Raw genomic sequence first — 12,594 nt, 5'->3', positions numbered from 1 at the left:
GTCGCATCCAAGTGGTACTTCTTACCAGGTACCAAATTCTCATAAGTCACAGTGTCGGTAACAACCGCACCATTGACAACACGAGACGAACCCTCAGCAAACTTAGCCTCAGTCTTAATCGACGGCTCCAAAGTCTCCTTCGAAGTTACAGTCTGCTTCTCATCATTGATGTCCTTGTGGTCCGCAATCTCATTCGGAGTATCAGCATCCGGAGTCTCATCACCATCAGCATTAACCTCAACAGAGGTCAACTCCTCAAAGGCAACCGCAGCATCAACCGGCTTCTCAGCATTTTCAACCTTGATATCAACCGTGGTCGAACCATTAGCAGACTCAGGGGTGAACTCAGCCTCACCAGTACCCAGTTCAGTCTTACCGTCCTTAGACATCAACGTCGCATCCAAGTGGTACTTCTTACCAGGTACCAAATTCTCATAAGTCACAGTGTCGGTAACAACCGCACCATTGACAACACGAGACGAACCCTCAGCAAACTTAGCCTCAGTCTTAATCGACGGCTTCTGCTTACGGCCAGAGTCAGAGTTCGGATTAGTATCAATAATTACCTGATCTTGGCCTGGGTGTGAGACAAATTTGCCAGTCAGGTTGGACGAATCTTTCACCTCGTCCTGACCGACGTTTGATTCTCCGGTCAGATAGGTATAAAGAGCTTTAATATTTCGCACGTCTTTGGAATTTCCATTAAACGTACCAGAGAAGTCAATCCCATTTGAAAAGTGCCAAATAGCGAGCTGCGTACCAATAATAGCTTGGTTTCGGTTTAGCCCACTAAGGGAAAGCTTTTTCTCAAGATCTTGGATTCCAATATACGGATAGCCATGGTGAGCGATCCAATTGATCTTCCGGAATGCTTCCTGGCCGCCCGGCATCGGCTCTTTACGCGAACCCTTTTGCTGTTCTGCAGCTTTTACGTAGCCGTCCCAATCATGAATAACTCCGGAGCCCTCACCCTCCGCTGCATGCTCGGGATCAACACAATATCCGGCCAATCCTTCAAAATTTTGGGAGAAATTGTCTGGTGCATACCAAAACATCCGAGGCAGGAGTTTCCCAGTAGATTCTGGATTTTCCCATTTTAATCCGTAACCCGGGCCAGTAACTGACGTAACTTCATCCCCCACGCTAACAGCTTTAGCTACTGGAGCCACAGCTGATACCACTGCAATTGCCACAAAAAACGCCAGAATCGACCGAAGTACCCTACTTCGGCCGAAGCTCTTACTTTGCACACTTATACTCATTTAAGCATCTTCCAATCCTCATCTCCATGATTCCAGGTTCAAGATTTTACCTTCTTAGCATCGGAGTATAGAACACTTAGGTTGTAATGTAAATTTTCACAGCAAATTATAACTTTAGGTAGCCATTCGCGTTACCATCCGACTAAATCCCCTTGGTAGTCCCTGGGGATGTGGAGCATCTGTAACTCGCGATAAGCCTCGCACTGGCACAAGCGAGTGCGCTTATTTCCGACGCATCTCAAATCAGCTCTTATCTATCCTCACTAAGAAGCGCGCTGCGAGTAGAGCAAATTCCCTGATGATTTGGAGCGGCTGGGTCCTGGCCCACCTCGAAAATAGGGTCATCGGGAGCCAACCTCATCACTGCAGTGCTTCTGGAAACTTTTCGATGCGTATAGGATGTCATGGTTCTAATGAAGGAGCGTCCTTGAAGGCTATCCGCTGCAACTTCGCTGCTGTTAACGCATTTACTGACTCATGCCGTATGCGATCCGCGACGGACAACCCGCCCAACCTGTGAGAACAATAATTAGACATTTTCGCCAAATTTATATTCTCCCTTGTTGTCAGCAAGTAAGTAATATATCCGTCTAACTCTTGGTTTGAGGCACCGCGTAGCGTTTTCTGCCCCAACCAGAAACGCCCAGTGGGGCTGATCTGCTTCAACGATGCGCATCCAGCGGTTTTATGCAAATCCTTGGACCGAATTGCACTCACCACTCGTGCACACCGTTTGCAAACGACCGGCCCACCATCGCTGCCTTCACGGAATACGTCTGAGATCCATTTGTCTCTGTACCCGTTAGGTCCTAGTGAAATACCGTGGCGATCTGGACACCCAAAAGCGCACTCTAGTGCGCCCCTTTTTGGTATGCAGACTCAAACTGCTTCCACCGGTACTACGAAGATGCTCTTTGTTCCAGTATAGGGCTTATCCGCTTCACCAAATACCCGGTTTCGTACTCGTCGATGAATTTGAAGCGATGACCAGCCCATCCCTTCGGAAAATTCTGCTTGGCTTTACACAAAATGTTGCGTTAATCGTCCAAAGTAGCCAGTTGTCGTTCCAGCTGCCGAATAATTTCAGCGTCAGACAGCACGCGGGATCGAATGTTGGTATTTTGTTGGGAACCTTTCCGGTTGCGTAGCGCTTGACACACGGAGCAATACTGCTTCGCTTAACGACAAAATCGCCAGCAATAGAGTGCAATGCTCACTATCAATGTCTTCGCGCGTGGCAGCTGTTTCGCCTTGTAATCTCTTCCGAAAAGTGTTTACAAGGCATTCGTAGGGGCGCTAACCTACGACCATCAAACAGGGTCGGCCCCCTCGACGCAGCGGACTCGCTGCGCGGCGGGGCTCATTCGACGATTGAAAGCGGAATTGCTTTACTGATCCTCCATCACATCATGACGAATGATGGTCTGGTCGCGGCCAGGGCCAACGCCGATATAGGAGATACGGCAGCCAGACAGCTCTTCCAAACGCAGGACGTAATCCTGCGCCTTCTGCGGCAGCTCCTCAAAGGTGGAGCACTCCGTGATGTCCTCATCCCAGGCCGGCATGGTCTCAAAGATGGGCTCGGCGTGGTGGAATTCGGACTGGGTAAGCGGCAGTTCATCGTAGCGCTTACCGTCGACGTCGTAAGCCACGCAGATCGGGATCTCGCCAATGCCAGTAAGAACGTCCAGCTTGGTCAGGAAGTAATCGGTAAAGCCATTGACGCGGGTGGCATAGCGCGCAACAACGGAGTCGTACCAGCCACAACGGCGCTTGCGGCCGGTGTTCACGCCAATCTCACCGCCGGTGGTCTGCAGGTACTCGCCCCACTTATCAAAGAGCTCGGTGGGGAACGGGCCGGCACCCACGCGGGTGGTATAAGCCTTGATGATGCCCAGCGAGGTCTTAATGCGGGTCGGACCAATACCGGAGCCCACAGAAGCACCACCGGCCGTCGGGTTAGACGAGGTCACAAACGGGTAGGTGCCGTGATCCACGTCGAGCATGGTGGCCTGCCCCCCCTCCATGAGCACGTGCTTGCCAGCTTCGAGGGCCTGGTTGAGCTCCAGCTCGGCATCGATAACCATCGGGCGCAGGCGGTCGCGGTAGCTTAGGAAGTACTCCACAATCTGGTCCGCCTCGATGGCCTTGCGGTTGTACATCTTCACCAGCATCTGGTTCTTAATATCCAGGGCGGATTCCACCTTCTGACGCAGGATGGACTCATCAAAGATGTCCTGCACGCGGATGCCAATGCGGGCGACCTTATCGGCGTAGGTCGGGCCAATGCCGCGGCCGGTGGTGCCGATAGCGCGCTTGCCCAGGAAGCGCTCCTGCACGCGGTCCAACGTCTGGTGGTACGGCGCCACCAGGTGCGCATTGGCGGAAATCTTCAGGCGCGACGCATTCGCACCGCGGGCCTCAAGGCCATCAATCTCATCAAAGAGCGCCTCAAGGTTGATCACCACGCCATTGCCCAGCACCGGGGTGGCGTTCTCGGACAAAATGCCGGCCGGCAGGAGCTTCAGCTCGTATTTTTCGCCGCCTACCACGACGGTATGGCCGGCGTTATTACCGCCGTTCGGCTTGACCACGTAGTCAACCTTGCCGCCGAGGATGTCGGTCGCTTTGCCCTTGCCTTCGTCGCCCCACTGGGCGCCGACAATGACGATCGCTGCCATTGTTTAGTCACTTCCTCATAATTGAAGCCAAAATACTCTCCAACTTTACACTTTCCCGGCTTAAAAAGCGCGCGTAGCATTGTCCGCATGCGTTTTTTGTTCCTCCGCTGCGGCGCCCCGGACATTCCTATGCCCGCCGAGGCCCATGATCTTTCGGCCATTCCCACCCGCAAGGAATTATCCGTCATTGACAACGCAGCAACTGCTCTGCTTCCCGACGACCCCACTCCCTCCCTCGATGACATCGCCGCCCAACCAGATGTGCGCCACCTCGGCGCACCACAGGCCGCGCCCCAAGCACCCCACCTTGCTGAGCCTTTGCGCATCGTCGTCGCCGGGTCCGATGCCGCCCTCTCGGCCGTACTCACCCGCCTCATGCGAGCCGACAACCTCTGGGCCGAGGTCGCCTTCATCCCCGCCCCCTCGGGCGCCACATCCGCGGCCGCGCAGAACTGGGGCCTTCCCACCTCCCCGGCCGAGGCCCTCGAGTTCGCCCGCACGGCTCCGGTTCGCCCTGCTCCGCTCATTCGCAATGACTCCGGCCTCGCCGTCGCCGGCTCCGCCACCATCTCAGACGCCTCCAATGGCCCATTCACCGGTGAAGTCATCATCGACGACCACACCCTAGCCGCCACTTCCCCCAAAACTTTTGGCGCGCGCCTCGTCCCGATGACCGATGCCCCCGGCATCCTCGCCGCCCGCGCCACCTCCCCTGTCGAGTCGCAGGGCCGCCTGCGCTCGCTCCTGCGCAAGCCCGGCCAGCTCGACCCCGAATCCGTCAGCACCGGCCGCGCCGTCCAAGCCGGCGGCCCGCAGCTGCGCGTCATCGTCGATTCGATCCCCCACAAGCGGCCGGTGACCCGCGTGACCTTCTACCGCCACCTGCGCGATCTCCAGATCGTCCGACCTTAACCCCGCCCGACGCCCTTGCCTCCGTGCGAGTTCCTTGCCTCCGCGCGAGGACGCTAGTCCTCGCGCCCCCACACCTCCGGCGGGTAGGCCGGGTGCTGCGAGGTCGGCACCAAGTGCGCCACGGCCGACTCACGCGACAACCCACACACCATCAGCATGTCCACCACGAGGGAGCGCGTCTGGCCCAGAATCATATAGGCCGATAACGTGCCGTCCTTGTCGATGATGTCCAGCCCGGCGCGCCCGCCCACGATGCGCAGGCGCTGCACAAGGTCCGGAATTTCAATCGCTTCGTCGTGCCCGTGCTGTTTGCCCTGACTATAGAGCTCGCTGATGGCGAGCATGATTTCAGAAAGCTCATCGAGCAATTCCACCTGCTCATCCGAAACCTTGTCGCGGTCCTCCGTCAGGCCTAGCGCCTGGCGGGAGAGCACGCGCACACCGCGGACCGCGTTATCTACCGGCATGAGGATGCGCTCCAGCGATCGAATGCTGCGCCGCGATGCCCACAACAGTGGCGAGACCTCCGAAGCCTCCCTGCCCGATTGCGCCGCGCTCAGGAGGGTATTGACGCTGTCTTGCGTACCGCGCACCGCCTCGCGCGCGTCGCGGATGACGGCGGGGTCTTGCTGGCGGATGCCATAGGTGACGTCGGCAAGAATGCTCGAGGCAATCTTTAACACCTTCGAGACCTCGCGCCGCGCCTCCACCAACGGGGAATTGGGAATCAGCGCGATGGTTATCAGGCCAATGGCCGAGCCAATCATCGCGTCAATCGCGCGGTGCAGGCCACCCGGACCCTCCGTGGGCGGGAAAATCGTCGCAATCAAAATCGCGCCAAAGACAATCTGGTTGGTCACCAGCGGCGACTTGGTCAAAAACGAGCCCACCACCAGGCCCGCGCCCACAATGAAGAAAATCTGAAACGGCCCCTGCCCCACAATCTGGAAGAGCAGGTCGCCCACGGCCACGCCGATGATGCCGCCAATCGACATCTCCAGCGCCTTTTTCATCCTGTCCCCACCGGACATCCCCAGAATGATGACCGCAGAAATCGGCGCAAAGAACGGCTGCGGGTGCCCCACCACATCGCCGGCCACCCAGTACGCTAGCGCCGCACCAATGGTCGCCTGGACGATGTAGACAAACCGCGCGCGAATGCGGTTTACCCGCGAGAGCACCGAGCGGTCAATCACCCGCAGCTTTTCCCGCGTTGAGACTCTTTCCTTCGCTTCCGACATGACTTCCAGCATAGAAGACCGCCCCTACCATCGCCGCCGTCCCCGCGCATCTCGGCCGTCGGCTGGCCTGTGGATAGCTCTTGCCGACGCCCCCTTCTCCCCCACCTATCCACAATTTCGCCCTTCCCGGCCGCGCACCGCTTGTTCGGTCCTCGCGTGCCCTTTAGCTTCGGCCGTGTGAACACCGATTTTCTTTTGTTATGCCGCCGCGGCGTCGACCTCGTCGCCGAGTTTCAGGGCTGCTCCGAAGACTCACTCCTCAAGGCCGGAGCCAGCCCGCTTTTGGCTGCCCAGCTCGCCCGCCTGCAGCACGTCTACTTCGGCCGCACATCCAACTCCCGCAAGCAGCGCCTCGCGCGCGACGCCGCCCGCACCCGCGCCCACGACCTCGCCACGCTTGATAGCATCGAGTCCTATACCCGCCGCGTGCGCGATAGTAACCGCGCCTGGGACCTGCGCCTAGAACTGTGTCGCACCGAGGCGCGCCTCATCCCCTCCGTGGCCAAGAAGCTCCTCAAGCAGCTCAATCCGCCCCGCCGCCCCGAGCCCGGAGTGCGCTATACCCGCCGCCCCGACGGACCCCACACCATCTCCATTACGGCCGATCCCACCGATATCGCCGATATCAAAGGCGTGCTCTCCTCCGTCAACAAAGATGATCCCCTCGCCGCCGCCAAAAAGCTCCTCCTCGAGGGCAACCCCGGCGCGCTGCCGGCCGTGCACACCAACGTCATCCTCACCCTGGACCAGCTCGACCGCATCGTCGCCGCGCCTGCCGACGCCACCGATATCACCCTCCAGCTCACCAACGGCGCCCGCATGACCGGCGCGCAGCTCGTCGCCCGCGCCTTAGCCCAGCGCGGCTACGTCAGCCTGGTTCACCCGGAGCACGGCCCGGTGAACCTGTACCGCACTGAGCGCATGGCCACATGGAAACAGCGCATGCTCGCCTCGGCCGAGCATCCCGTGTGCGCGTGGCCGGGCTGCAATACGCCTGCCGACGACGCCCAAGTCCACCACCTCACCGCGTGGTCCGCGGGCGGGCCCACCAACCAAGAAAATCTGGTCACCTTGTGCGCGCACCACAACGCCGTCAACCAAGATGACCCCTCGCGGCCCACAGAACGCGGCCGTATGGTGCGCGTAAATGGCCGCATCGCTTGGGTACCACCGTGGAGTAACACCCCACGCTTCGTCCCCAGCCCCGCTAGGCCGCCAAGCCCCAACCACAACCTTTAACTGCGCCGGCCGATCACCGAGCCCCGTCTAAAATCGCCCCGGCCGAGAGAACGAAAAAGCCGCCTCCCACGCGGGGGAAGCGGCTCATTCGGCATGCCTATGTACGAGGCTGCCTCAACTTAGAGCACGGTGGCCAAGTTACTTGGAGATGGACTTGCCCACAGAGTGCAGGTCCTGGCAGGACTCGATGACGCGCTCGGACATGCCCTGCTCTGCCTTCTTCAGGTAGGAGCGTGGATCGTAGACCTTCTTGTTGCCAACCTCGCCGTCGATCTTGAATACCCCGTCGTAGTTTTCCATCATGTGGCGAGCGATCGGGTTGGTGAAGGCGTACTGGGTATCGGTGTCTACGTTCATCTTGATGACACCGTAGCGAAGTGCCTCTTCAATTTTCTCCTTCTCGGAGCCGGAGCCGCCGTGGAAGACGAAGTCGAATGCGTACTCGTCCTCACCCAAGCCGAGCTTCTTCTGTGCCACCTTCTGGCCCTCGAGCAGGACCTCGGGGCGCAGCTTCACGTTTCCTGGCTTGTAGACGCCGTGAACGTTGCCGAAAGTAGCGGCCAGCATGTAGCGGCCTTTCTCGCCGGTGCCTAGGGCATCGATGGTCTTCTCAAAGTCCTCTGGGGAGGTGTACAGGTTAGCGCCTGCCTTTGCCTGAACGCCGTCTTCTTCGCCGCCGACGACGCCGATCTCAGCCTCGAGGATGACGTGCGCGTTCTTTGCCTTTTCCAGCAGCTCCTGGGCGATGACCAGGTTCTCGTCGATGGGGATAGCGGAGCCGTCCCACATGTGGGATTGGAACAGCGGGTTCTCGCCGCGGTCCACGCGCTCCTGGGAGATAGCCAGCAGCGGACGGACGTACTCATCGAGCACTTCCTTCTGGCAGTGGTCGGTGTGCAGCGCGATATTGACGCCGTAGTGCTTGGCGGCCTCGTGAGCGAATGCGGCCAATGCTTGAGCACCCTTGACCTTGTCCTTCAGTGCCAGGCCGGAACCGAAAGCGGCACCACCGGTGGAGAACTGGATGATGCCGTCGGACTCGGCCTCAGCAAAGCCCTTCAGAGCTGCGTTAATGGTCTCAGATGAGGTGCAGTTGATAGCTGGGAACGCGAAGCCATTCTTCTTCGCGGTATCCAGCATCTCGTTATAGACCTCAGGGGTTGCAATTGGCATGAATTTCCATCCTTAAAAGTGGGTTTGTGGTCAAACACGTTCCAACACCCAAGTATGCCCGTTTCCCGGAAATTCTGCCGCAAAAACTCTGTGACATTTTCAACCCGTCTATGCGCGCCACACGATTGTCCCGCGGTTGCGGACTATTTAGACAGATGCCTCGTCACTCGAGCGCAGGCCTCCATCAGCATCCACCCGGAAAGCTGCACCGACAAATCGCGCTCGTCTACGCGAATGATGCCTACCTTCTCGCTCATGGTGCGCCGGCCGAAGCCGTAGTTATGCGGCAGGCGCGCATCGGACAACCAGTCAGAGCCGAAAATCGGCAGACCATCAACCTCTAAGCGGTGCTCCCACACCGACTCGGCCGAGGCCATCACCATGCGCGCAGCCAGCTTCTTCGTCGCACGGTTGGCGGGGGAATCGCCGGGCAGGCGCACGGCGACGTCGGCAAGATAGCGCATCAAAATGCCCTTAAACAGGCCACCGTCACCATCGCCAGTCTCCCAGTCCACTATGCCCGAAGGCGTAGCCATGCCCGAGGCCACAGTCTGCACCAAGCCCCGGATGCGGATGATGTAATCCATCATCTCGGAAGCCATCTCGGCCTCCTGTACGCTGTCGATCTGTTCCAAATCGCGCACGCCGGCCTTTTCCCGCAGCGCCAGCACGATTTCCAGGCACGCGCCGAGCACTACACCCTGGCAGTAGGGGTGGATGTTTTTTACCACCTCAGGGCCGTCCATGCGCATGCGAACGCCGTCCATGATGTAGCCGTCGTCGTCCAGCAGGTGGTCATAGATCCAGTCAACGATGTGGCGTGCTTCCTCAATGCGCCCCATGCGCGCGAGCATGATGGCGCCCGGGCCGTTGGAGGGCACGTTCATGAAATTCTCGCCCAGGCGCCACGGCAGCACGCCAAGCGATTCATCGAGGCCTTCGTGGATATTGCGCTGCAGGGCCGCGAGGCGCTTGGGTGTCTTTGCCTTCTTCAGGCCCTCCACGCGGCCGAAAGCCAGGGCGAGCCAGGCCTTGTCATCGTAGTACTTATTCTTGGTCAGCTGCGCAAGGTTGCGGATGCGAATGCCGCGCAAGGTGTCATAGATGCGGTGACGGCGCACCTTGGTGTTATTGCGCAGCGCCGCATCGACGAGGCAGTCCAGGTAGTGGGCCTGCCACCAGTAGTGCCAGTGGACAAAGAGCTTTTCCTTCGTGGTGGGCGGCCAGCTGACCACGGCAAGATTGGTGCGCGGCAGGCCCCATACGGAGTGCGCGTGGCGCTCATTGATGGCGGCCTCTGCGAGTTCGGCGCGGTGGGCCCACTTTTCTTCCACGGTTCCTCAATCACTCCAGTCGCACGGGTAGATATAGCTAGTGTAACGATCTTCCTACCAGGAATTGTCCAGATCGGCGTGCTGGCGGATCCAGGCGTGCATGGCAATGCCGGCCGCGACACCCGCGTTGATGGAGCGGGTGGAGCCAAATTGGGCGATGGAGCAGGTCATCACCGCGGCGTCCTGGGCCGTTTGCGTCACGCCGGGGCCCTCTTGGCCGAAAAGCAGCAGGCTGCGCTCCGGCAGCTCGGCCGTTTCCAGGGGCACGCAACCGGGGGTGTTATCAATGGCTACCACGGTAAGGCCTTCCTCGGCCGCCCACGCAATAAGCTTTTCGACGCTCTCGTGGTGCATCAAGTGCTGGTACCTATCTGTGACCATTGCCCCGCGGCGATTCCACCGCCGGCGGCCGACGATGTGCACGGTATCGACGGCGAAGGCGTTGGCGGTGCGCACGACGGTGCCGATATTGGCGTCATTTTCAAAGTTCTCGATCGCGATGTGCAGGCTATGCCGGCGCTTATCGATGTCCTCTTTGATCGCCTCCCTGCTCCAGTAGCGGTAGGCATCGACGACGTTACGACGGTCTCCTTCAGCAAGCAGCTCTGGGTCGTATTTCTCGGCCTCAGGCCCTCGCGGCAGCGGACCTTCCCACGGGCCTACGCCATGGCGTCCCTCGTTCCACTCGGTCGGCCCCTTGACCTCGTCCGGCTTGGCCTGGTCGGCCGCGCTGTCTGCGTTAGGCGAGGTCAAGGTCGCCCAGGCCCAGCAGGGAGCGGTACTCGAGGCCTTCTGCGGCGATGACGTCGCCGGCACCGGTCTCGCGGTCCACAACGGTCGCCACGCCCACGACCTCGGCGCCGGCCTCGCGCAGCGCGGCCACGGCGGTAAGCGGGGAGTTACCGGTAGTGGTGGTGTCTTCCACGACAAGAACCTTCTTGCCTTCTACGTCTGCGCCCTCGATGCGGCGCTGCATGCCGTGCTTCTTGGCTTCTTTGCGTACGACGAAGGCGTCGATATCGCGGCCGTCGGCATGCATGATGGAGGTAGCAACCGGGTCGGCGCCGAGAGTCAGGCCACCGACGGCTGCGAAATCCCAATCTGCGGTCAGCTCGCGCAACAGGGCGCCGATGAGACGGGAGGCTTCGTGATGCAAGGTAGCGCGGCGGAGATCCACGTAGTAGTCAGCTTCCTTGCCCGAGGACAGGGTCACCTTACCGTGGACGACGGCCAGTTCCTTGACCAGTTCAGCGAGGCGGGCCTTCTTCTCGGCGTCCAGGTTTTGGGCGTGCGCGGTGTGCGCATTGGTGGTGTGAGAATCCACAGTCATCTGCTCCTTGTCGTGGGTCGTGCGCGGCGGCTCGTGCGCGGTGGCAGGCCGCCAGTATTGGTCTCTAGGCTACTCTTCCCGGCGCGGGTCCGATTCCTCGGCCGCGCGACTATCGACCCCGCGGGTATCAGCCGCGCTGGGGGCGGGCCCACTAGTGGGATCGTCAGAGGGGTCGTCGAAGATGGAGGCGGCGCGGAACTGCTGGCGGGGCAGGCGGGCGGTGTGGGAATCGGGTGTGGGGCGCTCGCGGCCATCGGCAATGGCGTCTACTTCGTCGCCGCCGAGGGCGCTGTGCTCGACCGGGCCGCGGGTTTCAGAATAGGCCCGAGACGGCATCTGCAGCGGCTCTTCCGGCCGTTGGATGACGGGTCGCTCGAATTCGGGCGCGCCGGCCGCCGGCGCGCCGCCGACGGCCTCGACGATGGGCTGGGCGGGAATCTCGCGGGCTGGGTCCAATTCCTCGAGGCGCACCACATGGGTGGCCGAGGAACGCGGGGGGAGGACGCGGGCGGCGTCGGCAAGCAGGGCGAGAGGTGGAAGCATCGCGTCCCATTCCGCGGAGCGCGCCTGCTTCGTGGTCTGCGCCAGGACCCACTCCGTTTCCATCCATAGTGCGGTAACGGCTTCGGGCATTTGCTGCAGGGCGACGTGGACGCGCTCATCCACCATGCGCTCGGTCACGGCACTATCCGAAGAATATACATCGAACCCCTCGATGGCCATGGCCAAAAGCAGGTCCTCGGAAGCCTTCGCGTCGTCGCGGTCGAAGCGGCGAAAGTCCACCACCATGTCGGAGGCCGCACCGGTGCGCATAGCCATGACGTTGACGCCATCGATGTCCATCAACAGCATCTCGTGGCCGTACACGTTGCCCGCGACAATGTCTTTGGGTGCCGCGCCCGTGGAGGCCACTCCCCTGGTCCATTCGTCAACGAGGTAAGGGTCGGCCTTCATGAATTCAAATCCCTTGGCTTCCGCCCAATTCCGGCGCTCGCGGCGCATGGTTCCTGGCAGGATCGGCCGGTGGCGTGCGTGTGGCTTGGAAGGCGCGGGGTGCTCGCTTGTGGTCTCGGGGGTCGACTGGTGCTCCGGTTCGGGGGCTGGTTCGCCATCGGGTTCCGGTTCGGGTTCGTCGGTTGGCTCAGGCTCTCGCTGGGGCGGGGTCTCGGGCGCAGGCTCGGGCGCGGATTCCGGTGTGGGTTCCGGCGCGGGAGCTGACGCAGCTGCTTCGGTGGCTGGGGTGGCCGGGTCAGCGGCGGGGGCGCGCTCGGGGGCGACGCTCGAGGCCGAATCGGCAGGCTCGGCCGAGGCAGCGTTTTCGGGTGCGGCGTCGGAGGATGCAGAGTCCGCCGGAGTGGCGTCTGCGGGGACGGGATCTGCGGAGCTGGGGTCCGCGGAGCTGGGATCCTGTCTCTTATACAC

10 protein-coding genes are annotated in these 12,594 nt (G+C 60.6%); 2 read left to right on the top strand and 8 right to left on the bottom strand.

Annotation, left to right across the window (positions count from 1 at the left end; genetic code table 11):
- Both QP934_RS10905 and QP934_RS10900 read right to left on the bottom strand, forming a co-directional pair.
- Positions 1 to 1,193: VaFE repeat-containing surface-anchored protein (locus tag QP934_RS10905; protein ID WP_419127532.1), on the bottom strand; the 1,193-nt coding region annotated here is incomplete at its 3' end.
- A 1,457-nt stretch (positions 1,194 to 2,650) separates the two neighbouring features.
- Positions 2,651 to 3,943, bottom strand: coding sequence for an adenylosuccinate synthase (locus QP934_RS10900; RefSeq protein WP_005325555.1), 1,293 nt, complete (start codon positions 3,941 to 3,943; stop codon positions 2,651 to 2,653).
- An 87-nt stretch (positions 3,944 to 4,030) separates the two neighbouring features.
- Here QP934_RS10900 and QP934_RS10895 point away from each other — a divergent pair, with 87 nt between their 5' ends.
- Positions 4,031 to 4,855: a hypothetical protein gene (locus QP934_RS10895; RefSeq protein WP_419127531.1), complete on the top strand. Its 825-nt coding sequence runs from the start codon at positions 4,031 to 4,033 to the stop codon at positions 4,853 to 4,855.
- Positions 4,856 to 4,908: 53 nt separating this feature from the next.
- Here the strand turns inward: QP934_RS10895 and QP934_RS10890 are convergent, their stop codons facing one another.
- Positions 4,909 to 6,108: an FUSC family protein gene (locus tag QP934_RS10890; RefSeq protein ID WP_419127530.1), complete on the bottom strand. Its 1,200-nt coding sequence runs from the start codon at positions 6,106 to 6,108 to the stop codon at positions 4,909 to 4,911.
- Between the two features lie 165 nt (positions 6,109 to 6,273).
- Between QP934_RS10890 and QP934_RS10885 the strand changes: the two genes are divergently transcribed.
- Positions 6,274 to 7,335 carry an HNH endonuclease signature motif containing protein gene (locus QP934_RS10885; RefSeq protein WP_419127529.1) on the top strand — a complete coding sequence of 354 codons (1,062 nt, stop codon included), beginning with the start codon at positions 6,274 to 6,276 and terminating at the stop codon, positions 7,333 to 7,335.
- 138 nt (positions 7,336 to 7,473) lie between these two features.
- Here QP934_RS10885 and fbaA read toward each other — a convergent pair whose 3' ends face one another.
- From fbaA to QP934_RS10860, 5 genes are all read right to left on the bottom strand, one after another.
- Complete coding sequence (gene fbaA, locus QP934_RS10880; RefSeq protein ID WP_284768789.1) at positions 7,474 to 8,508, bottom strand: class II fructose-bisphosphate aldolase; 1,035 nt, start codon at positions 8,506 to 8,508, stop codon at positions 7,474 to 7,476.
- Between the two features lie 143 nt (positions 8,509 to 8,651).
- A complete protein-coding gene (locus QP934_RS10875; protein WP_337888777.1) occupies positions 8,652 to 9,842 on the bottom strand; it encodes a glycoside hydrolase family 76 protein in 1,191 nt (396 codons plus the stop codon).
- Positions 9,843 to 9,896: 54 nt separating this feature from the next.
- Positions 9,897 to 10,595, bottom strand: a complete 699-nt coding sequence (locus tag QP934_RS10870; RefSeq protein WP_049377134.1) for a TrmH family RNA methyltransferase — start codon at positions 10,593 to 10,595, stop codon at positions 9,897 to 9,899.
- A complete protein-coding gene (gene pyrE / locus QP934_RS10865) occupies positions 10,582 to 11,172 on the bottom strand; it encodes an orotate phosphoribosyltransferase (protein ID WP_239274197.1) in 591 nt (196 codons plus the stop codon). Before pyrE ends, QP934_RS10870 begins: the two co-directional genes overlap by 14 nt.
- Positions 11,173 to 11,241: 69 nt before the next feature.
- Positions 11,242 to 12,594 (bottom strand): hypothetical protein (locus tag QP934_RS10860; RefSeq protein ID WP_419127528.1); only part of this gene is annotated, 1,353 nt, incomplete at its 5' end.

Source organism: Corynebacterium sp. MSK122 (assembly GCF_030229435.2).
Taxonomy (GTDB): Bacteria; Actinomycetota; Actinomycetes; order Mycobacteriales; family Mycobacteriaceae; genus Corynebacterium; species Corynebacterium marquesiae.
Note: the sequence above shows the minus strand (reverse complement) of the source record. Positions and strands in the feature narration are given on the sequence as shown.